This is a genomic window from Vibrio sonorensis (genome assembly GCF_001854765.1).
Classification (GTDB): Bacteria; Pseudomonadota; Gammaproteobacteria; order Enterobacterales; family Vibrionaceae; genus Vibrio; species Vibrio sonorensis.
Genome location: NZ_LJJE01000060.1, coordinates 108,829 through 131,466, shown reverse-complemented (window position 1 = coordinate 131,466; position 22,638 = coordinate 108,829). Strand labels below are relative to the sequence as shown.

Below are 22,638 nucleotides of genomic sequence, written 5' to 3'. Positions count from 1 at the left end.
GTTCACCATAAGCAACAAAGCAATGTCACAACTAGAAGTAGAAAGCAAAGCACCCCAATAGTGAATTCCAACTATTGGGGTGCTTTTATAACAGAGGTGATCTTCTATTAAACCTTAGCTACGTGTTCCTAGCTTTACTTGCCCTTTGTCATTAAACCAGAGAGCTTGCTTACGTCTTCTAGCAATCAAAATCGGTCCGTCGTCATAGAACAGAAAGTTCTTCCAGTGTTTTTTGAAAGTCGACCATTTGGTTTCGATGACGTTATACTTTTCATAACAGAAGTAAACGGTCACATCATCTTGCCAATCAATGTGTGCCAGCACTGCTTCTGGCAGACTATCCGTTTGTTCACTTTCCCAATTTGCCATCCAATCGACAGCTTCTATCCAGTTGTTTTCGACACTAGGCCAGTCCGTGCTGCTCAATCTCTCACTGTCTGGACTATGAGCACTGATGTTTTCTTTCCACAATTGGGCACTTCTCGCTTGGGTCATTGGCTTAATTTCAGCTAACGACCCTTCGGGAAGTGGCATTGATTGATGAGTAAAAATCCATTTTCTTTGGTATTCGTCCAAAGTGAGATAGGACATCGGTTTTCCTCTTTAATCTCAGGTAATAGACGGCTATTTAAGCCAGCCTTTTTTCGAAGCTTGTGAAATTATACTTTGGGCTTTTTGCCAAAGTATGGTTGAACCTAATTCAATTTTATTATTAACCGTTAAGGCTTGTTGCGCTGTCACTCCGTGCTCTTGCCAGCTTTGCCCGTCATTGTGGAAATTCAGCAGCATAGGGATCAGACGGTCTAAAGCTTTGGCAAACTTCGCATCCGCCGTTTTTGCGTTTTCAAACTCTAGCCACAGCTCCAGCAACGGTTTTCCTTGATCTTCTGGCAAAAGAGAGAAGAGTCTTTGAGCCGCTTTCAGCTCTTTTTCCGCCTGAGCAGCAATCGCTTTTTGATCATACACAAACGTGTCTCCCGCATCGATTTCCACGATATCGTGCAGAAGGAGCATTTTGATCACTCTCGTTATATCAACGGGTTCATTGGCGTGTTCTTCTAATAGCAACGCCATAAGTGCAACATGCCAACTGTGCTCAGCACTGTTTTCCAAACGCCCTTCAACGGACTTAACTTTGGTACGTCGCAGTACGCCTTTCAACTTGTCCAGCTCAATCAATAGAGCGAGTTGTTTTTCTAGGCGTTCATTCATTGTTTTTCCTTCCATTTACTGTTCACCAAAGACGTTAAAACATGGTCTTCCCACTTGCCATTGATCAGCAAATAGTCTTCAGCTAAGCCTTCTTCTTTAAAGCCCAACCGCTGCAAAACTGCCCCACTTTTCACATTTCTCGGAAGGTAACCAGCCATAATTCGATGCAAATTTTGATGTTCAAACATGTAGGCCACTGCGAGCTTAATCGCCCTAGTCATGATCCCTTTACCCTGAGCCGTTTCTGCAAGGGAATAGCCCATATTGCACGCGTGAAATGGGTAGCGTGTAATATTGCTAAAAGAGACCGTACCTAACATTTGACCACATTGCTTGTCGACAATAATCAGATAGTAGGCCAACCCCATTCTGTGCAATTCATGAAGTTTAACTAGCTTCTGTTGCCAGTCTTCAAGAGTGTAGAAAGTGGCGGGCCTTTTAGGCTCCCACGGCATGAGATGATCTCGGTTGTCAATAAAATAGTCCAGAATCATCTCTGCATCTGAAGGCTCCGCGGTGCGAAGAACAAAGCTTTTATCTTCTTCGTACACTTGAGTGGTGTTACTTAAACTCATCAGTTTTTTCTAATACCGTATTCGCGCAATTTATTGGCAATAGAGGTATGAGAAACATTGAGGCGCTTTGCCAATTTTCGACTCGATGGGAATGACTGATAGAGGCGTTCGAGAATTTGCGACTCGTAATCTTTCATAATTTCATCTAATGAACCATCAAGATTTAGCGTTGGAGTGTTACCATTCGACGCTTCTAACTGAGGTAAATGGAAGTGTTCAATGACCAAAGCTTCTTCTTCTAACTCAGTAAGTGCTCGAAGCACCATATTCTCTAACTGCCTCATGTTACCCGGCCATTGATAGCCAGCCAATTGATCAATCAGCTCTTCATCCCAGCTCGGTTTAACCATGCCCAACTGTTTAACGTACTTATTGACGAACAGATCCAACAGCGGAGCTAGGTCATTTGAACGCTCTCTAAGGGCAGGGATACCAAGCGTTAAAACATTTAGGCGGTAGAATAGGTCTTCGCGAAACGACCCTGATTCAGCTAGCACTGCAAGATTGTGTCTTGTCGAGGCGATAACACGTACATCGACGTGCATTTCGTGCTCTTCACCAACACGACGGAATGTACCGTCTTGCAACAAGCGCAAAAGCTTAATTTGAAGATGGGGGCTCATTTCGCCAATTTCATCGAGAAAAACCGTACCACCATTGGCTTGTTCAAAAATACCTTTATGCCCTTGCTCGTGGTTGAATGAACCCGGAGCGTGACCAAAGAGCTCTGTTTCTGCCACATCGTCAGGCATTGACGCACAGCTGAGGACTAAAAATGGCTCAGAACCTCGCTCAGAGCGATTGTGGCAAGCGCGAGCCAGCATTTCTTTACCTGTTCCCGTCTCACCTTGAATCAGTAGCGGCTGGTCGAGCATAGCAAGCTTCTTAGCCTGATTGATTAAAGTCTTATGTTTGTTAGACACACCGACAAAATGCTCGAAGCCCAACTCGTTTTGCTGAGGTAAAAATTGTTGAATCACCGGGCTTTCTTGTTGCGAACGTATGATCATTACCGCGCTGGCCAAATTCGATTCGCCAGATTCATCCGTGATGTGAACAGGCATCAATTCGTACACGTAATCCAGGCCGTTAATCACTACGTTTTCACGGTGACGAGAAATGCTTTCTTCAAGCCATTGCGCTGTATTAAAGCCGGGAATAAGATGCGCCACTGGCAGGTTGAGGATCTGCTCTTGTGTCGTATTAAACAAGGAAAGTGCCGAATGGTTAGCCATATCGACATTGCCTTTTAAATCAACGGCAAGTACGGGTTCTGGAAGATTGTTAAGCAGAGAAATCAACTCGGTATTATGCCTTTCCATTGGCATAAACGGAATTTTTCTCACATCGCGAACACCGGATATACGACGGATTTCCGCCATAAGTTCGCTAAAGGTTTCAAAATCTATATCTGGGCAGTTGAGATAAATAATGCCTGTAACATCGATTTCAATACCGCGTAAATCGATAGTTTTTGAGGCCAGAATGTCCAACAGTTCTCGGGTCAAACCCAGTCTGTCTTCACAAAATACTTCTAGACGCACTGAAATAATCCTAATTCTAGGTGTCACGAAAAGTTGACAGTAGTTTGAATCATGCCTCGCAGTGCGTCAAGTTAGCGATGCGCTCTCACTTCACTATTTGATGGTTATCTCCGCTATTTTGCTCACAATCTGCTTTCTGATAGCACCTAGTTTAACTTTTCTGTCTTGGTGCCAAGGGATTGGGCGTAGCAAGGTCATCGCTTTTAATCCCAACCGCGCAGTGAGGATACCCACCCCTAAGCCCTGACCAGCTCTGGCTGATACTTTACCAGCTAAATCCATCGACATTAAATCCATACTGGCATCGATGGCAAGTTCACTCGCCCCTGCGGCCGCCATATTCACTAACGTCGCTTTCAGCAGTTTTACTCGGGACCAATAACCCAATTCGACCCCATAAACCTCAGACAGATTATCGATCATTTTGAAGTTGCGCCATGCCACCAACAACATATCAGCGATGGCTAAGGGGCTTATTGCCACCAGAGCAGCAGACTCTGTTGCGTGCTGAGTTATCAGTTTGGTTGCCAACTTATCTTGCTCGGCGACGACCATAGCGTCATACATATCTAATATTTCAGCATCGCTGTGCGCTTGTGTCACCGCATCTTGCCAACGCACAAAAGCAGACGCTTCTTTTGGTAAACCTGCCGCTTTGGCAAGTGAGTAGCAAAAATCTTTGCCTTTCCCAAAGCTGTCTGCGTTGATTAAAGCTTCACTCTCTTGCTGTTTATCAAAGTGATTTTTCAGCCTTTTCAGTTTCCAAAGCTCTTTACCTATCGCGCCAATACCAAGAGCAGCTAACACGGCGACAAAGCCTGTCCAACCTATGGCCAGCATGTCACCGCTTAACAGTGCTTGATAAGCACTGTCTCCGGTTTGCCAAATCGTCAATCCAGTGAACGTAGCTAGCAGCCCTGTGGCCAACCTTCTCCTGCCAACTTTGGGGCGAATTACTTGTTCCAGTTTAACTTCTTCAACAGGCGTTTCTTGTTCCACTTTTACTGGTACAAATGTCTGTGTCTCTTCGAAAAGCTTAGATTCGGTTATCGATGCATCGAGCGACTCGTTAAGAGACTCAGTGAACACTTTTTTCTGTTTAAATTCACTCATTTCAGTTTGTCTCCAATCAAAAATTCTAGCGCTTTATCGATTCGAATGTGTTTTACCGGTTCTCCCTCGCTTTGCGGCTGTGGACGAAACTGCACAAAATCAAAACCGCTCTGTTGCCAAAATTTGCTCTCGGGCAACTTACTTGGTACTTCGCCGGGAAATAAGGTCAATGCGTCGCCTTCAATCGTCGTACCTTGTACAGCGGGATAATTGCTATCCGATGAAGAAATATAACCGGCTTGTGTCGCTTGAATAGAAGCAATGCTCATGCAACTCATCTCGATATTCTCGTACGCCGCCATTTGCCATGCACCTTGGGTCATCTGCTGTAAAAGCGACACAACATTTGTATGCTGCTCAGGCGTGATATGGTCTGCCTTGGTCGCCGCAAATAACAGCTTGTCGATGCGTGGAGAAAAAAGTCGTTTGATCAGATTGCTTTTGCCGTAGCGAAAACTTTGCGTCAATTGCTCAATCGCCATTTTCATATCTTGAAAAGAGTCGTGACCAGCATTGAGTGGAGACAAGCAATCTACCAAAATAATTTGACGGTCAAAGCTTGAAAAGTGGTGTCGATAGAAGTGTTTCACCACTTTTTGTTGATACTCTTTATAGCGCGCTTCCAACATCGCATAGTTGCTAGTTTTGCTTGCTTTTCCTTGGTACAGGTATGGGAAAAATTGTAAAACTGGTGCTCCTTCTAACTCCCCCGGAAGAACAAATCGACCCGGTTGCACCCAATGTAACCCCTCGTCTTTACAACGATGGAGATACTGAGTAAAAGACGCCGCAATCTCGGCTAACTGATTCTCGCAAGCTTCGGCTTCGGGTGCGAATGTTTCCAGCGCTAATAGCCACTGTTTGGCAAACTCCTTTCGCTTCCCCTGTAGAGCGTTGAGCTGAGTCTCACTCCACTCATGAAAACTCATATTAAGCAGGGGTAAGTCCAGCAGCCACTCTCCCGGATAGTCCACGATGTCCAAGTTCAGTGTTGCGGTTTGGCCCAACAATTTTTTTGCTCTTTTAGTCGGCTTGAACTTTAACGCTAAGCGGATTTCACTGACGTCACGCGTGGGAAGTGGCCATGTAGGGGGTTCACTCAGCACCTGTTCTATCGCTGACTCGTATGGGAATCTAGGAACCAACATGTTGCTTTGAGGCGTACGCTTTGCACCTAGTAAGCGTTTGTCGCGTGCAGAAGCGAGCAATGGTAACTGATCGTGAGTCGACGTGTGTAACAACTGATTGACCACTGAAGTGATAAACGCAGTTTTCCCCGCTCGGGAGAGTCCTGTTACCGCCAGTCGAACATGGGAGTCTAGGCTGCGGGAAACTAAATCGTTCACTTCTTGTTTAATGCTGATCATTCAGGCTCCATTGAATCTTGGGTTTTGAGCATCTTATGTTTGCCAATCTTAATAAAAGATGAACAAAAAAGCCCCTCTGCGGGGCTTTAAGTTCAAAATTTGCGAAATCAGCGAACCAATCAATCGTCTTCTATCAGCTTGTAAATGACAAACAGCGCAACTTCCAGCAGTAGCAATAACACGCAAACCATGGTCACATACTTTTGGTCAAATATGCTGATGCCGTGCAATACAAGATCATAACCGACGAAACTACCCACTACGACAGCGAGCAGAACTTGCAAAATCTGTATAAAACGCGTCATGGCTATCTCCTAGTTTAATGAAAAAAAATTCTTAGCCTTATGGCCTTTGATACTTCGCTATGGTTAACGAGTATACATAGAAAAGGTGCAGCCTAAGCTGCACCAATGTCAATTGTTTGCTAATTAAGTCAGTGGTTTGTCACACACTTTCACGCCAATCATTCCATCTCTGCAATTTTCACTTTCCAAGTATCTGGTCCGATTTGGTGAGCGTTAGCCCCTCTAGAGTCTACCGCTACCGTAACTGGCATATCTTCCACTTCAAACTCGTATATTGCTTCCATACCAAGGTCTTCAAACGCGACCACTTTGGCCTTCTTAATCGCTTTTGCAACTAAGTAAGCCGCACCACCTACTGCCATCAGATAGACAGCTTTGTGTTGCTTGATAGACTCAACGGTCGCTGGGCCCCGTTCAGCTTTACCAATCATTCCCATGATGCCTGTTTCATCCAGCATCATATCGGTGAACTTGTCCATACGAGTTGAAGTTGTCGGGCCAGCGGGGCCTACAACTTCATCTCCAACGGCGTCCACTGGACCGACGTAATAGATAAACTTCCCTTTCAGGTCAACACCCTCTGGAAGCCCTTCTCCATTTTGCATCATGGTCTGCAAACGTTTATGGGCCGCATCTCTACCAGTTAAAATCTTACCCGATAGCAATAAAGTCTCACCCGTTTTCCACTCTTGGGCTTCTTCTTTCGTCACCGTATCTAGGTTTACGCGGCGAGTGCTCTCTCCGGCTTCCCAAGTGATATCTGGCCAATCTTCTAATTTTGGTGGTTGAAGATCAGCAGGGCCAGAACCATCCAAAGTGAAGTGTACATGACGAGTTGCTGCGCAGTTAGGGATCAAACAGACAGGCTTAGACGCGGCGTGAGTTGGCGCCGTTTTGACCTTCACATCGACAACCGTAGTTAAACCACCTAACCCTTGGGCGCCAATGCCTAATTTGTTAACACGGTTAAAGATGTCCAAGCGCAGCTCTTCTTCGGCATTTTGCGGGCCGCGCTCTAGAAGCTCGTGAATATCGATGTGTTCCATCAAAGACTCTTTCGCCAGTACAGCAGCTTTTTCTGCCGTGCCACCAATACCTATGCCCAACATGCCGGGAGGGCACCAACCCGCTCCCATGGTTGGCAGTGTTTTCTCTACCCACTCAGCAATATCGTCAGATGGATTTAACATTACCATTTTGGTTTTGTTCTCAGAGCCGCCGCCTTTTGCCGCGATCTGGATTTCTACTTTGTCACCGGGAACCATGTTGATATGAACCACGGCAGGTGTATTGTCTTTAGTGTTAATGCGCTTACCCGCAGGATCCATCAATACCGAAGCGCGAAGCGGATTATCAGGGTTTGTGTATGCCTGACGAACACCTTCGTCTATCATCTGTTGAACCGTCAAATCAGTAGAATCCCACTGAACAGCCATACCAATATTGACAAAACACGTCACGATCCCGGTATCTTGACAGATAGGTCGATGACCTTCCGCTGACATGCGCGAATTTATAAGGATCTGTGCAATTGCGTCTTTAGCCGCTTGGCTTGCTTCTTCGTGATAGGCTTTTTCTAGGGCTTGAACAAAATCGAGCGGGTGATAATAAGAGATGTACTGGAGTGCATCAGCCACGCTGCTGATCACGTCCTGCGTGCGAATTACCGTCATTGCTGGCCTCGTTATATTTATGCTTCCGTATACTTGCAGTTTAATCCAGCTTTGTTGTTTTCGCTGACCAAAAGGTCAGGTCATTGCTACGGATTAAATGCCAGTGTTAGTTTTGGTTATTTGAGCTATATGTTACTCTTGCTTCCCTTGATGCGCCACGTAAGCAACACTCTCTTTGTCACAAATTAAACAAATGAATAACAACCCTGTGAATCTGTTAGAAATCAAAACCCTTAGTTACTCCCCTTCACTTGCGTCACAACAATTTTTGCCGTTGGAATCACTACCTTGGTCAATGTTGTTAAAGTCTGCATCGACAACCCACGTCGATAGTCGATTCGATATCTTGGTTGCACAACCTATTGCAACGTTAACGACAAGCGCAATGGAGACGAAGGTAACTACCCCTGATGGGGAGTTTCACAGCAGCGATGACCCATTTGCACTTATCAAGAGAACCGCTGACAAATACCTACCAAATATGGATTACCAAGGCGAACTTCCTTTTATTGGGGGAGCACTGGGTTACTTTGGCTACGACTTAGGGCGTCGAGTTGAAAAAATGCCTCAACTGGCACTACACGATCTAGCCACACCCGACATGATGGTTGGCATTTATGATTGGGCAATAATTGTCGATCACAAGCTAGAGCAAGCCTTTATGGTTGGTGTGAATCTCGATGAAAAGCAAAGTTGGTTAAGCTATCTTTCACTCCCGAATCAGCAGCCTTTCTCTCTCACTGGGCAATGGCAATCAAACATGACGCCAAATGAGTACAAAACAAAGTTTGATAGTGTCCAAGAGTACTTAAAAGGTGGTGACTGTTACCAAATCAATCTAGCTCAACGTTTTACAGCGGGCTATCAAGGCAGCGAATGGCAAGCTTATCAAGAGTTAGAGCAAGGAAACAAAGCGCCATTTTCCGCTTTTATCCGCACCGAAAAAGGCGCAATACTCAGTGTTTCACCAGAGCGTTTTTTACAAGTAAAAGGGAAGCAAGTAGAAACTAAGCCCATCAAAGGCACTCGTCCCCGATCTTCTGACCCGCAACTCGACCGAGAAAACGCCATGGCTTTGGCAAACGCGGAGAAAGATCAGGCGGAAAACTTGATGATAGTCGACCTACTCCGCAATGATATTGGCCGAGTGGCTAAGCCGGGTTCGGTCCACGTACCTAAATTGTTCGACATTGAAAGCTTTCCCGCAGTACACCACTTAGTCAGCACAATTCGAGCTGAACTCGATAAGCAGTTTCACTGCGTTGATCTACTTCGCGCGAGTTTTCCCGGGGGGTCAATCACTGGCGCGCCTAAGGTGCGCGCAATGGAAATCATCGAAGAGCTAGAGCCGCACCGACGAAACGCGTATTGTGGTTCCATCGGTTATATCAGTGCACACGGCCAAATGGATACCAGTATTACAATTCGCACCTTAGTGGCTGAAGCTGGAAAATTACATGCTTGGGCTGGTGGTGGCGTGGTAGCTGATAGCGAAAGTGATAGTGAATACCAAGAAACTTTAGATAAGTTAAGTCGAATACTGCCACTACTTAGCCGAGATTAAGCTTTTTACACCACTTCTCCATCGTCACTATGAGATCTGCTGCGGTATAGGGCTTGGTAAGAATGTCATTCATACCACTTTGGATACAGCGTTCACGCTCTTCCAAAGTGGTTCCCGCCGTAAGGGCGACAATCGGGCTTTCATACCCTTGTTTGCGCAAGTAGTCTGTCGCTTCAAAGCCATCCATTTCCGGCATACGACAGTCCATAAAAACCACGTCATAAGGTTTGCTCTGAGCCAGTTTTACCGCTTCCAAGCCGTTGTTGGCAAAATCTGGGGTGATAGACATTTTTTTAAGCATTTGGTGAATAATCACCTGATTCATTTTTATATCGTCGACAACCAAAACCGATAGACTTTGTAATTCGCTCTCGCTGTAAGTCTTGCCTTTTTTCCTACCCGCTTGAACATCTTGTTTGCCTAGCTTGAGCGGTACAAAACAAGTAAATGTCGTTCCTTCTCCTACTTCGCTTTCAAACTCTATATGCCCATTCATCAGTTCTAGTAACTTGCTACAGATCGACAACCCGAGGCCAGTTCCCTCAAACATGCGCTTGGTCGTTCTGTCAGCTTGAACAAACGGGTTAAATAAAGTCTCACGCGCCGATTCAGGAATGCCAATACCCGTATCGGTGACTTGGCATATCATCTTCTCATCTTTCCAATCTATTTCTAATGTTACGCTGCCCTCAAGCGTATATTTGATGGCATTGCCCACCACGTTAACCAAGATCTGGCAAATTCGGTCAAAGTCTCCAATTAACTGTTCGGGTAGTTTTGAGGAAACCTCGATATTGAAGGCGAGCCTTTTTTCCGCCGCTTTCGGCTTAAAAATGCCCTCAATGGTCTCTCGAAGAGCATTTTTGCTAAATTGTCTCGGCGTTAGCTCCAACATACCAGCGTTGATCTTACTGAAATCGAGCAGGTCATTGATGATATGGCGAAGTAGTTCCCCTGACTGAGTCATATTGTTCAACATTTCCATCTGTGACTCAGATAAACCGCTATCACCAAGCAGCTCCGCGCTTCCCAACAAGCCATTTAGCGGGGTTCTTAACTCGTGATTTATCATGCGACAAACTCGCGTGTCGCCTTTTCCGACTCTTCTGCTCGGTACTTATCGGCTTTTGCGTTAGCCAAAATTACTTCGCGACTTATCGCGTTGCAAAGCAGCTCCGAAACGATCGTTAAGCGGCTTTGAATAAAGGCTCTCTCTATGCCTTGTAAGTCAACCACTAGCTCCAATTGTCCAATGCTGCGATAGTCAATCTCTATCGGCAACACTAACCGATTGTCATACCACTTGGCATAAACCAGAGGTTCTGCTCTGGCATCGACTAGAGTTCCAATTTCTTGAGCAAGGTTTGTAGGTTGTGGTATTTCAAAAAACCACAGTCCGGCAGATGCCACTACCCTATTTTCTTGAATACGGCTTAGGTAACTGCCAATTAAGCCGTCATCGAGCGAACGACTTAAGAAAACGCGCCCAAAGTGAATTAAGGTATCGTTAATTTGGTCATCGAACTCAAACTTCTGCACGTCATGCATGTTTTGACGCTTTAATTGCACGAACGCGTGCTTGAGCTGCTGGTTGGCTTGATGCAACTCTAGGCTCTTCTCTTCAAGTAGCTTCTCAGCCGCTTTTCGTGAAGCTATTTCTCTAGCGAGTTTTCGTTCGTTAGCAATATCAGACATCTGGGTTGGCTAGGCCTCATTTAACGTCACTACAAATCGTACTGTATCACCAGACCCGTCTTTGGGATCCATCTCAACTCGCAAAGATTGATCAAAAAAGTCTGCACAACCTTCGATTAGCCCCAAACAAACGTGAGCCATGCATCTTGCGCTTAAGTAATCGAACTCCAAAACCGTTTCCGTCTCAGAAATAAAAACAAACTTGGGCGGGTTGGCATCTCCGTAGAGTTTCTTTACTTCTAAGTGGATGTGCTCTTCTACCAAACGAATAAATTGAAAGCAGTTTTTGCAAGACTTTAAGTTAGCGGATTCAGGAACACTTTTATACAAGTTCATAAACGTCGCTTTTCCAAATACGGTTTGCAACGCTTCTGGGGCTATTCCTGTTTCTTTGGATAAACTAACGATCAGCTTGACCAAATCTTTGTGGTCATAACTGCCAACGGAAGTATAGATACCTTGGTCATCCGCGTCGGCAAGCACTCGGTCCAAAAGTTCTAATCCGAACTCTCTTTCAACCAGTTCCATAAACTCGGTAAAGATTATTCCCTTCATAGATTGCGCTATCCTTTACTTGATACCTAACCAAAAGCATGATGTATAAAATGATGTTTTTCAAATTGGAATGTGGAGCTAAGGTGTTGTGGAAGTTAGATAAAAACAAACTGATCCAAAATTTTCAGATGCGTCAAACCGTGGACTACCACCGAGACGCGCTGAAAAGAGTTGATCACTTACCCGCTGACAGATTGCGAAAAGCCTCAGTCTTGGTCGGTTTTGTCGAGCGAGAAGAAGGGTTGCATATCATTTTTACTAAACGCGCAGCACACCTTAAACACCACCCGGGTCAAGTCAGTTTTCCGGGGGGAAAGTTTGAACCACTAGATAGCGATCTAATTCACACCGCGTTGCGAGAAACAGAAGAAGAGATAGGAATTAGTCACAATCACGTCAAAGTTTTTGGTCAAATGCCTGAACTCCCTACTATCAGCCGCTTTTCAGTGACTCCCATTTTGGCCATGATCTCTCCTGAGTATTCACCCAACATAGATAAAAACGAAGTAGAGCAGGTTTTTGAGGTACCCGCCCGTGTAGTACTCGACCCTAATCAGTTGCACAGTGCGACATTTAGCGTTAACTCAAATCGCCATCGAGTGTTTGCAGTAAATTACCAAGGGCACTTTATCTGGGGTATGACGGCGCAGATTATTCAAGCCATGCAGCGACACCTCCGTTGAACAATTTTACATACCTATTATCGGTTCCAAATTTGGAGCTATTCGCCCTATTTTGATGTTAATAAGCGGTCAACAAACTTTTCATTTTCTACACATGATTCAATTCAATTTGCATAAGCTTTAAAACTTACAAACATTCTTCTGACATTCCTCATATGCAAACGTGCATACGCATTAGTTTTACTAATCAATAAAATCAGTAAAAATCATGCGTAGCACGATGTTTTCGTGATTAAAAACAGGTTTTTGTCCTATTGGACTATCACTCGTATCAATTTATGACCTAGATCTAATTTTTCTGCAAAAGGTTTATGCAAAATACACTCAACTTGTTTCCTGTTCCCAAATAATGAGTAATCCAATATGAATACAACTACAACTACGGTCTCTTCCGTACACAATTCGAGTAAGTTTACTTACAAAGACTTCACTTGGTGCCTATCTTTATTTGGTACTGCCGTTGGTGCTGGCGTGTTATTTTTGCCTATCAAAGCGGGTGCTGGAGGATTTTGGCCATTAGTTATACTAGCCCTAATCGCCGCACCAATGACTTGGTTTGCACATAAATCTCTAGCACGTTTTGTTCTATCTGCAAAAAATCCACAATCGGACATTACTGACACTGTTGAAGAACATTTTGGTAAAACTGGCGCAAATCTAATCACTTTTGCCTACTTCTTCGCCATTTACCCTATTGTTCTAATCTATGGTGTTGGTATTACCAATACTGTTGATTCTTTCTTGGTTAACCAAGTCGGCATGGAATCTATCCCTCGCTGGCTGCTATCTGGTGCTTTAATTGCTGCAATGACTGCGGGCGTTGTGTTTGGTAAAGAGCTGATGCTAAAAGCCACTTCGATCATGGTTTATCCACTGGTGTTTATCCTTTTAGCGCTCTCTTTTTACTTAATTCCCGATTGGAACACGTCGATGATGAACGTTTCTCCAGAATGGTCCTCAGTACCGTCTATTATCTGGTTAGCGATCCCTATCATTGTGTTCTCGTTTAACCACAGTCCAATCATAAGTCAGTTCACTAAAGAACAGCGCATGCAACACGGTGAAAACGCGGTTAAGAAAACTGACGCAATTACCGGCGGCGCAGCAATGATGCTAATGGGCTTCGTTATGTTCTTCGTATTCTCCGTTGTACTCTCGCTTTCTCCACAGCAACTTGCTATGGCACAAGAGCAAAACATCTCTGTTCTGTCGTATCTTGCAAACGTACACGAGTCTCCGCTGATCTCTATCTTAGGTCCTGTCGTTGCCTTTGCTGCAATTACATCTAGCTACTTTGGTCACTTCCTCGGTGCTCATGAAGGTCTGGTAGGTTTGGTGAAATCTCGTTCACAAAGTCCAGTTAATAAGATTGAAAAGATGTCGCTTATCTTTATCGTAGTGACCACTTGGATCGTCGCAATTATTAACCCAAGTATTCTGGGTATGATTGAAACGATGGGCGCACCAATGATTGCCGCTATCCTGTTCCTAATGCCTGTATTTGCAATGCACAAGGTACCTGCAATGGCGAAGTACAAAACTTCTGCGCCAGTACAGATTTTTACAGTAATTTGTGGTGTTGCAGCGATTAGTTCTGTAATCTACGGCGCACTTTAATGACAAATCACTCAGTGATTAATCAAACGAAATAATGATAATAAAGAACCTCCCTTGCTCGGGGGGTTCACTTTTGAGGTAATCGATATGATTAGTGTATTTGATATCTATAAAATCGGCGTTGGCCCTTCCAGTTCACACACGGTTGGTCCAATGAAAGCGGGTAAGGAATTTATTGATGACTTGCGCTCAATGGGTAAATTGCGCGACATCACTAAAGTAACCGTCGATGTTTATGGTTCACTATCACTGACAGGGAAAGGTCACCACACGGATATCGCCATTATTATGGGTTTAGCTGGAAACTCCCCAGAAAAAGTCGATATCGATTCAATCCCGAGTTTTATTGCTCGCGTTGAAGAAACTGAACGTTTACCTGTCGGCATGCACTGTCATACTGTCGACTTTCCTAAAGATGGTGGAATGAACTTCCACACGTCAAATCTCGATCTTCATGAAAATGGTATGCAGATCCACGCTTGGGTTGGCGAAGAAAAAATCTATTCCAAAACCTACTACTCCATAGGCGGTGGTTTCATCGTTGATGAGGAAAACTTTGGAAAAGAGCAACAAAACCCAATAAAAGTTCCGCACGAGTTTACTTCCGCTGAAGAACTTGTAAACCAGTGCAAAGAGCACGGTCTCTCTATTAGTGCTTTGGTTATGAAAAACGAAAATGCGCTACATTCAGACGAAGAGATACGCACCTACTACGCGAACATTTGGAAAACCATGCGCGAGTGTATGGAACGCGGTATGAATACAGAAGGTATTTTACCGGGTCCACTACGCGTACCTCGCCGTGCCGCAGCGCTTCGTCAACAGTTGATGACGTCGGAAAAAATCACCAATGACCCTATGTCTGTGGTTGACTGGGTAAACATGTTTGCCTTTGCTGTTAACGAAGAGAACGCCGCTGGTGGTCGAGTGGTCACTGCGCCAACCAATGGTGCCTGTGGCATTATTCCAGCCGTTTTAGCCTACTACGACAAATTTATCCAAACGGTCACCGAGCGTGACTATACCCGCTACTTTGCCGCATCCGGTGCTATTGGTGGACTATACAAGCGCAATGCTTCAATTTCTGGTGCAGAAGTTGGCTGTCAGGGTGAAGTAGGCGTGGCCTGTTCAATGGCGGCAGCTGGTCTTGCTGAACTAATGGGCGGTAGCCCAGAGCAAGTGTGCATGGCTGCAGAAATCGCAATGGAACACAACCTAGGCTTAACCTGTGACCCTGTTGCTGGTCAAGTTCAGGTCCCTTGTATTGAGCGCAATGGTATCGCCGCGGTTAAATCGATTAACTCATCGCGTATGGCACTGCGTCGTTCTTCGGACCCTCGCGTGTCTCTAGATAAAGTGATTGAGACCATGCTTGAAACTGGAAAAGATATGAATGCTAAGTATCGCGAAACTTCTCAAGGCGGCTTGGCGATAAAAGTCGTATGTTAAGAGTTTGCTTATGCAATGTAAAAGCCCAGACAAATGTCTGGGCTTTTTGTTATTCTTCGCCGGTGTAAATACAACCCGCTGTACAAGTCTCTTTTATCTCGACTTTACTCAGTAGCGGAAGGTTGGGTTTAAGCTGTAACCAGATCCACCTAGCTAACACTTCACTCGTTGGATTTTCCAATCCTTCGATATCGTTTAGGTAGTAGTGATCAAGCCGATCATAAATTGGTTTAAACGCTGCCTTAATCTCCGCAAAGTCAACAACCCAACCTGTATGCGGGTCAACTTCACCCTCCACGTAGAGACGAACTAAAAAAGAGTGGCCATGTAAACGACCACACTTATGTCCTTTCGGTACATGAGGAAGGTGGTGCGCCGCTTCAAACATAAACTCTTTGTATAATTCTGTTTTCATTTTGGATCTCAAGCTAAAAATGACACGACATACTAAGGATTATTGTAGCGTGACACAAGTCTCATTCACCTTTGTTTGCCCTAACTGGACATTTTCAATTTGCGCAACTTTGTAGCACGACGTTTTTCTGTCGGCGCGTCAAACATTTGGTTACATATCGCTTACGTCACAATTACATTACCCACACATTGTCTATGGTCACAAACTTGAGAATTACCACTTTAGAACTAATACTCTTTTATTAGAAAATAAGCGATGCCTATTCCAATAATTACAAATATTTATTCTAATGAGCTCAACAATAACAACGAAACTGTTGGTAACCTTAGTTACTGTTTTTGCACTGGTTCTTGCTGGTTCCACCAGCTACCAATACTTACAACAACGCGAACTTATTTATTCAGTCATGGGTGAGCAGTTGCACGACAAAGCGAGCAACTACTTCGACAGCCTAAACATGATGATGTTAACGGGCACTATGTCGCAAAAAGAAACCCTGCGCCAAAAGGCATTAGCACAAGACGGAATTGAACAAGTTCGCGTACTGCGTGCCGACGCGGTCAGCAAACTCTATGGGCCGGGTAATGAAAACCAGAAACCCATGGATGATATCGACCAGCGCGCCCTCAGCGGAGAATTGGTGATAGAGCCAATTAAATCAGACTGGGGACGTGGCATTGTGGTTGCCTTGCCGATGAAATCGAGCGAAAACTATCGAGGCACTAACTGTGTCTCGTGTCACGTCTCGCCCGAAGGTGAAGTTCTTGGTGCTATTCGACTGGAATACAACCTGTCTCACGTCAATCAGATGATCAGCAACGCACTCTAATTGCCGTTGGAATCATGTCGTCTATTGCTTTTGTCGGCTTCTTGATCACTCTAAGTCTGATTCGCAAGTTTATCGTACGCCCTATCCAGACGACTTCCCGCTTTATGAAAAGCGTTAGTGAAACCAAGGATCTCTCTCAGCGTTTGACCAATGGTAAAAAAGACGAAGTGGGTCAACTGGCTGGCGCTATCAACTCATTTATGGATACAGTAAACGAAAGCCTAGCCAACGTAAGGCATACATCACACACATTAACCGAGTCAGCAGGCAAGTTAACCGGCGTCGCCCAAGTCACCGATAAAGCCGCAGATAACCAACAGTCGGAAACCGCTGAAGTGCAAGTCAACATCAGTCAGATGCAGCAGCAACAAGATGAAGTTGAATCCGCCACCAGCAATGCATCCCAGTTGATAAGACACACCACCGAGATCGTTGAGAGCAGTTCTGAAAAAGCGCACTCCTCTAGCGAAGAGATCAAAAGTTTGGTTTCCGATATTGAAGGGGTAAAAACCAACATCGTCGAGCTCAATAACCAAACCGGAGAAGTGTCTACCATTCTTGAAGTAATAAAGAGTATTGCCGAGCAAACTAACCTGCTCGCCCTTAACGCGGCGATCGAAGCAGCTCGTGCAGGGGATCAAGGTCGCGGCTTTGCCGTAGTCGCAGATGAAGTGAGACAGTTGGCCAGTCGAACTGCCGAAGCAACCGGAAGTATAGAAACCATTATTGCTCAATTCCAAAAGGACAGCGAGACCTCACTTGCATCAGTGGATAAGGTTTGCGAGACCGCGCATCAACGCTCAGACGATATCGAATCTCTATCTGTAGCAATGAACGAAGTCGCCGAAGAGATGCAACAAGCGTTAAGTCATGCAAATAGCATTCAAGAGCAAACTAGTATTACTTCCAATGTCAGCCACGAAGTTCAAGCTAAGATTGATGTCATTACTCGTCATGCCAACGAAACCTCTGAATCGGCTGCTCAAACTAGGAGCATTAGCGAAGATCTTGAACACCTTTCAGAAACCTTAGAGTCTCTTTTAAATCAGTTTACCCTGTCGAAAAAGTCGTAATTGGTGAGCAGTGATAAGGGTGGCAAAAGCCACCCTTTTTCGTTTTTACTCTTTTTTGTCGATTCGTCCCTTATCACTGCTTATTCCATCCCTTCCCTAGATGATTTGTTAGCGGTATCAGTTTGCATGGTTGAAATGGGTTTGAAGCATGTGAATAGCGGTTTAGTTCAGCAGGTCCATCGAAAATCAGCGTTTTTTAGTAGCTTTGACGCATTTAATGGTTGAAGCTGACAAATTGACAGGTAATATGTGGCTTTGATATCTAAAATTCGTTTCAGCCCAATGCCCCGTTTATCCGCTTACAAGTATAAACGCCAGCATTGGGTTGAATTTTTACCTCAATGGAGATTATTTCTAACATGACATACGCGCCTGTAAAAGACGTTTTGAGCGGTAAGCTTGCCGTTGACAGTGAAGTCACGGTTCGCGGCTGGGTTCGCTCGCGTCGAGATTCCAAAGCTGGGATCTCTTTTGTTGCCATTTATGACGGCTCTTGTTTCGACCCGATACAGGCCGTGGTCCCAAATAATCTTAATAATTACGAAGAAGAAGTTCTTAAACTGACGACTGGCTGTTCTGTTGAAGTAACAGGTAAAATCGTTGAGTCTCCGGCTAGTGGTCAGGACTTCGAGCTAGCGGCGACCGACGTAAAAGTAGTTGGCTGGGTTGAAGATGCAGATACCTATCCAATGGCAAAAACTCGCCACTCTATCGAGTATCTACGCGAGGTAGCACACCTACGTCCACGTACCAACGTTATTGGTGCTGTAGCCCGTGTTCGCAACTGCCTATCGCAAGCGATTCACCGCTTCTACCACGAGCAAGGTTATTTTTGGGTTTCCGCTCCGCTAATCACAGCGTCTGACGCTGAAGGTGCTGGTGAAATGTTCCGCGTTTCAACGCTAGACATGCAAAACCTACCATTGACTGACAAAGGTGAAGTTGACTACAACGAAGACTTCTTCGGAAAAGAGACTTTCCTAACGGTTTCCGGTCAGCTTAACGGTGAAGCTTACGCTTGTGCCCTAAGCAAAGTGTACACATTCGGCCCGACTTTCCGCGCTGAAAACTCAAACACCAGTCGCCACCTAGCTGAGTTCTGGATGGTTGAGCCAGAAGTTGCCTTCGCTGATTTGGAAGACATCGCTAAGCTTTCTGAAGATATGCTTAAGTACGTATTTAAAGCAGCGCTTGACGAGTGTCGCGATGACCTAGAGTTCTTTGCCAAGCGCATCGACAAAAACGCCATTACACGCCTAGAGCAGTTCGTATCTTCTGACTTTGCACAAGTTGATTACACTGATGCTATCCAAATCCTTCTAGATTCAGGTCGCGAGTTTGAGTTCCCAGTTGAATGGGGCATCGATATGTCATCTGAGCATGAGCGTTACCTAGCTGAAGAACACTTCAAAGCGCCAGTGATTGTTAAAAACTATCCGAAAGACATCAAAGCGTTCTACATGCGCCTGAACGATGATGGCAAAACTGTCGCCGCGATGGATGTACTTGCACCTGGCATCGGTGAAATCATCGGTGGTTCTCAGCGTGAAGAGCGTCTAGACGTACTGGATGACCGTATGCGCGAAATCGGTATCGACCCAGAACACATGAACTGGTACCGCGATCTGCGCCGCTACGGTACTGTACCGCACGCTGGTTTTGGTCTTGGTTTCGAACGTCTTGTTTCTTATGTCACTGGCATGGGTAACGTTCGCGATGTAATTCCATTCCCGCGTACACCTCGTAGCGCGAACTTCTAATCGCAAGAAAAACATCACAAGCCCTCTGCTTTGCAGGGGGCTTTTTTTGTTCTATCTACTCGCCATTCACACTTTCGGTTTCAAGCGGACACTTGATGCAAAAAGCCCTTGCTGCTTAGATATATATTATTGATAAAGTTTCATCGAACTATATTGAAATGAAATAGATGCGGTCACGGTCTTATGCTTTTAATAGAACAATACTGGCTTTGGGCGCTGTTTCCGTCCCAATCATCGTCAAACTGGTTCGAATAACAACGTTTTTGGCTAAACACCACTCAGAAAAATAATGATACTGGGTGTAAGGACATCAAGGCTTAACTATGAATCACTACAACGCCTCACTTACGTTGCGACTCTATGTTGTTGCGGCCTTTATATTCGGTACCTATGGCAGCAGAGTGTGCCCAATGTTAGAGACATTGAGCGCTAGAGAAATCTTGTTCCACGTTTCGATAACTTACGGTCTTGTATTTCTAGTTCGGCATTTTCTTTTACGTACACATTCTTTAGTCAAAGAACAGAAGCACGCTCAACTAGATACCACCCTTTTCTTTTTGGGTAGCCTACCCTTAGCGGCTTTCTACAATTTACACTATGACTTTCCATTGGACAGCAATTTAAAAGTGCTATTTGGTATGACGCTATTTGGTTTTTTCACTGGAACCTTATTGCAGCTAGAGAGCAAGTTAACGCACTTTGACCGAATGTCCGAGCAGGACTCTTTTGCCCTTTCACTTTTCGGACAGCGCCGCTCACTGGTCAAGCAAATGATCTCATTGATGGGGCTACTGCTGCTTACCCTAACAACTATGCTCGCCATGGTTGCTTTGAAAGATATTTTTTGGTTGCAACACAACCCAGACCGAATTGTTGATGGCTCCGGTGCAATTAGCGTGGTTAAGGAGTTTCTTTATATCTCTCTTGTACTTGGCGGTTACGTTATCGCCATCTTGATAATGTGGTCTAAGCTGATGAAAAAGGTGTTGCTGAGTCAAGAGTGCACCTTAATGGAGATCACCAAAGGGAATATTTCCAAGCGGTTACCTGTTTTTGAGCACAATGAACTCGGCTCCGTTTCCTCGCTTACCAACACAATGTTAGACAGCCTTGAGGCAAGCCAACAAGAAGTAAAAACGACCAGAGACGTTGCCATAGTCAGCCTATCGGCGCTCGCAGAATCAAGAGACAATGAAACAGGCGCGCATATCCTTCGCACCCAAGAATACGTTAAAGCACTGGCAATAGAGATGGCGAACAAAGAGAAATACGCACAAAAATTAACCCCTGCGTATATTGAACTCTTATACAAATCCGCCCCACTGCATGACGTGGGTAAAGTCGGTATTCCCGATGCGGTTCTACTAAAACCGGGCAAACTTACCGCAGAGGAGTTTGAAATTATGAAGGATCACCCTGAAATCGGTGCTCAAGCCCTTTCTATCGCCGAGCGACAGCTAGGCAGTAGTTCTTTCTTGCGCGTCGCCAAGGAAATCTCCATTACCCACCACGAAAAATGGGATGGTAGCGGTTATCCAAATCAGCTATCTGGTGAAGATATACCGATTTCAGGTCGATTAATGGCGTTGGCTGATGTTTATGATGCCTTAATATCGAAACGAGTCTATAAACCCGCTTTTAGTCATGAAAAAGCCAAATCAATTATTTTAGAGGGCAGAGGCGGACACTTTGATCCCGAAGTCGTCGATGCATTCCTCTGCGTTGAACACGAGTTCGTTGAAATCGCCCGCCGCTACAAGGATAAACAAGAAGAGGAGTTTGAAGCCTTACCCGCATGAGCGCATTAAAATCGACTTCTACTGGTACAGCCAGTAGAGGTGATTAGTTATAAAAATGTGCTTTTTATCCCTCTCCTACTCCATGAGCTGACTTTTTTTCTATTTCCCTCGGTATTTTGTTGTGTCAAACCCACCTTAAGGGTATAAATAACTAAATATTTCTCCCTTCGATTAACATGGATGACGATTATGTTTGAAAAAGTAGTTGCCGCTCCGGCTGACCCTATTCTTGGCCTGACTGAAGAGTTCAAAAAAGACACTCGCGCAGAAAAAATTAACTTAGGTGTAGGTATCTACAAGAACGAAGAAGGCCAAACGCCTGTTCTCGCTACAGTTAAGAAAGCAGAAGCAACACTCGTTGAAACGGAAAAAACAAAATCTTACCTAACAATCGAAGGGACTGCTGAATACGGTCTAGCCGTTCAGAAACTGCTATTTGGTGAAGAGGCAGAGATCGTTTCTAACCAACGTGCTAAAACGGCTCAAGCTCCGGGTGGTACTGGTGCTCTACGCGTCGCAGGTGAGTTTATCAAACGCCAGCTAGGCGATGTTAAAATCTGGATCAGTAACCCAACTTGGGCAAACCACAATGGTGTGTTCTCTGCTGCTGGCCTAGAAATCGCTCAATACTCTTACTACAACGCAGAAACAAAAGACAAAGACTTTGCTGCAATGCTGGCTGACCTTGAAGGCGCTAAGCAAGGCGATGTTGTTCTTCTACACGGATGCTGCCACAACCCAACGGGTATCGACCCAACGGCTGAAGAGTGGGAAACCCTTGCCAAGCTAGTGGCTGAGAAAGGCCTGCTTCCAATGTTTGACTTTGCCTACCAAGGCTTTGCTAAAGGCGTTGAGGAAGACGCACAAGGTCTACGCACTTTTGCTAAGTACAACAAAGAGATCCTAGTCGCTAGCTCATTCTCTAAGAACTTTGGTCTATACAACGAGCGCGTGGGTGCATTCACTCTAGTTGCAGAGTCAAACGAAGTGGCGACACAAGCATTTTCTCAAGTGAAAGCCATCATCCGTTCAATCTACTCTAACCCACCTGCGCATGGTAGTGCCGTGGTAACTCAGATCCTAAACAGCCCTATCCTAAGAGCTGAATGGGAAGCGGAAGTAGCAGAAATGCGTGATCGTATCCAAGAAATGCGTGAGCTATTTGTATCTACACTGAAAGCAGAAGGCGTAGCCGCAGACTTTAGCTTTATCGAACGTCAAAATGGCATGTTCTCATTCTCTGGTCTGAGTAAAGAACAGGTAGGCCGTCTAAAAGAAGAGTTTGGGATTTACATCGTGGGCTCTGGCCGAATCAGCGTTGCGGGTATGACTAAATCAAATATGGGACCACTGTGTAAAGCGATTGCAGCAGTACTATAAGTCTCTGACCAATTTAAAAGAGCTGACTAC

The 22,638-nt window shown here is 45.0% G+C and carries 20 protein-coding genes and 1 pseudogene; 9 read left to right on the top strand and 12 right to left on the bottom strand.

The features are described 5' to 3' along the window. Nucleotides 1-114 precede the first annotated feature (114 nt). The 8 genes from BLO31_RS09860 to BLO31_RS09825 form a co-directional block, all read right to left on the bottom strand. Nucleotides 115-591 (bottom strand): DUF2947 domain-containing protein, encoded by a 477-nt coding sequence (locus BLO31_RS09860; RefSeq protein WP_070965361.1) that lies wholly within the window; start codon nt 589-591, stop codon nt 115-117. Between the two features lie 33 nt (nt 592-624). Next, nucleotides 625-1,212: an HD domain-containing protein gene (locus BLO31_RS09855; RefSeq protein ID WP_070965357.1), complete on the bottom strand. Its 588-nt coding sequence runs from the start codon at nt 1,210-1,212 to the stop codon at nt 625-627. Beyond that, nucleotides 1,209-1,787 carry a ribosomal protein S5-alanine N-acetyltransferase gene (rimJ, locus tag BLO31_RS09850; RefSeq protein WP_070965354.1) on the bottom strand — a complete coding sequence of 193 codons (579 nt, stop codon included), beginning with the start codon at nt 1,785-1,787 and terminating at the stop codon, nt 1,209-1,211. Before rimJ ends, BLO31_RS09855 begins: the two co-directional genes overlap by 4 nt. Beyond that, a complete protein-coding gene (gene tyrR, locus BLO31_RS09845; protein WP_070965351.1) occupies nt 1,787-3,331 on the bottom strand; it encodes a transcriptional regulator TyrR in 1,545 nt (514 codons plus the stop codon). Before tyrR ends, rimJ begins: the two co-directional genes overlap by 1 nt. A 93-nt stretch (nt 3,332-3,424) precedes the next feature. After that, the gene (locus tag BLO31_RS09840) at nt 3,425-4,444 is read right to left on the bottom strand and encodes a YcjF family protein (protein ID WP_070965348.1); all 1,020 of its coding nucleotides are present in this window, start codon (nt 4,442-4,444) and stop codon (nt 3,425-3,427) included. Next, the gene (locus BLO31_RS09835) at nt 4,441-5,811 is read right to left on the bottom strand and encodes a YcjX family GTP-binding protein (RefSeq protein ID WP_070965344.1); all 1,371 of its coding nucleotides are present in this window, start codon (nt 5,809-5,811) and stop codon (nt 4,441-4,443) included. Before BLO31_RS09835 ends, BLO31_RS09840 begins: the two co-directional genes overlap by 4 nt. A gap of 119 nt (nt 5,812-5,930) precedes the next feature. Then, entirely contained in the window at nt 5,931-6,116 is a 186-nt protein-coding gene (locus tag BLO31_RS09830) for a hypothetical protein (RefSeq protein ID WP_070965340.1), read from the bottom strand. A 158-nt stretch (nt 6,117-6,274) separates the two neighbouring features. Beyond that, nucleotides 6,275-7,789, bottom strand: coding sequence for a fumarate hydratase (locus BLO31_RS09825; RefSeq protein ID WP_070965335.1), 1,515 nt, complete (start codon nt 7,787-7,789; stop codon nt 6,275-6,277). 193 nt (nt 7,790-7,982) lie between these two features. Between BLO31_RS09825 and pabB the strand changes: the two genes are divergently transcribed. After that, nucleotides 7,983-9,353 carry an aminodeoxychorismate synthase component 1 gene (gene pabB, locus BLO31_RS09820; protein WP_070965332.1) on the top strand — a complete coding sequence of 457 codons (1,371 nt, stop codon included), beginning with the start codon at nt 7,983-7,985 and terminating at the stop codon, nt 9,351-9,353. Here the strand turns inward: pabB and BLO31_RS25035 are convergent. Genes BLO31_RS25035 through BLO31_RS09810 form a run of 3 tightly spaced genes read right to left on the bottom strand, consistent with a single transcriptional unit; the run spans nt 9,340 to nt 11,603 of the window. Continuing rightward, nucleotides 9,340-10,425 (bottom strand): ATP-binding protein, encoded by a 1,086-nt coding sequence (locus BLO31_RS25035; protein WP_342668979.1) that lies wholly within the window; start codon nt 10,423-10,425, stop codon nt 9,340-9,342. The genes pabB and BLO31_RS25035 overlap by 14 nt on opposite strands. Then, nucleotides 10,422-11,048: a hypothetical protein gene (locus BLO31_RS25030; protein WP_342668978.1), complete on the bottom strand. Its 627-nt coding sequence runs from the start codon at nt 11,046-11,048 to the stop codon at nt 10,422-10,424. Before BLO31_RS25030 ends, BLO31_RS25035 begins: the two co-directional genes overlap by 4 nt. 9 nt (nt 11,049-11,057) lie before the next feature. Beyond that, the gene (locus tag BLO31_RS09810; RefSeq protein WP_070965329.1) at nt 11,058-11,603 is read right to left on the bottom strand and encodes a heme NO-binding domain-containing protein; all 546 of its coding nucleotides are present in this window, start codon (nt 11,601-11,603) and stop codon (nt 11,058-11,060) included. An 83-nt stretch (nt 11,604-11,686) separates the two neighbouring features. On the opposite strand from BLO31_RS09810, the gene BLO31_RS09805 reads away from it, so the two are divergent. From BLO31_RS09805 to BLO31_RS09795, 3 genes are all read left to right on the top strand, one after another. Continuing rightward, a complete protein-coding gene (locus BLO31_RS09805; protein WP_070965512.1) occupies nt 11,687-12,286 on the top strand; it encodes a CoA pyrophosphatase in 600 nt (199 codons plus the stop codon). A gap of 363 nt (nt 12,287-12,649) precedes the next feature. Next, on the top strand, nt 12,650-13,903 hold the full coding sequence (locus BLO31_RS09800; RefSeq protein ID WP_070965326.1) for an aromatic amino acid transport family protein: 1,254 nt from the start codon (nt 12,650-12,652) through the stop codon (nt 13,901-13,903). Between the two features lie 87 nt (nt 13,904-13,990). Next, complete coding sequence (locus BLO31_RS09795) at nt 13,991-15,352, top strand: L-serine ammonia-lyase (RefSeq protein WP_070965508.1); 1,362 nt, start codon at nt 13,991-13,993, stop codon at nt 15,350-15,352. A gap of 49 nt (nt 15,353-15,401) precedes the next feature. On the opposite strand, the gene queD is transcribed toward BLO31_RS09795, so the two are convergent. Beyond that, the gene (gene queD, locus BLO31_RS09790) at nt 15,402-15,767 is read right to left on the bottom strand and encodes a 6-carboxytetrahydropterin synthase QueD (protein ID WP_070965322.1); all 366 of its coding nucleotides are present in this window, start codon (nt 15,765-15,767) and stop codon (nt 15,402-15,404) included. A 289-nt stretch (nt 15,768-16,056) separates the two neighbouring features. Between queD and BLO31_RS09785 the strand changes: the two are divergent. From BLO31_RS09785 to BLO31_RS09770, 5 genes and pseudogenes are all read left to right on the top strand, one after another. Continuing rightward, nucleotides 16,057-17,669 (top strand): annotated as a pseudogene (locus BLO31_RS09785) (methyl-accepting chemotaxis protein). Nucleotides 17,670-17,672: 3 nt separating this feature from the next. Further along, a complete protein-coding gene (locus tag BLO31_RS23495; RefSeq protein ID WP_139158984.1) occupies nt 17,673-17,894 on the top strand; it encodes a hypothetical protein in 222 nt (73 codons plus the stop codon). Nucleotides 17,895-18,028: 134 nt separating this feature from the next. Continuing rightward, nucleotides 18,029-19,429, top strand: coding sequence for an asparagine--tRNA ligase (asnS, locus tag BLO31_RS09780; RefSeq protein WP_070965320.1), 1,401 nt, complete (start codon nt 18,029-18,031; stop codon nt 19,427-19,429). A gap of 323 nt (nt 19,430-19,752) precedes the next feature. Next, nucleotides 19,753-21,228 carry an HD domain-containing phosphohydrolase gene (locus BLO31_RS09775; RefSeq protein ID WP_070965317.1) on the top strand — a complete coding sequence of 492 codons (1,476 nt, stop codon included), beginning with the start codon at nt 19,753-19,755 and terminating at the stop codon, nt 21,226-21,228. 189 nt (nt 21,229-21,417) lie between these two features. Continuing rightward, nucleotides 21,418-22,608, top strand: coding sequence for an amino acid aminotransferase (locus BLO31_RS09770; protein WP_070965313.1), 1,191 nt, complete (start codon nt 21,418-21,420; stop codon nt 22,606-22,608). Nucleotides 22,609-22,638 lie beyond the last annotated feature (30 nt).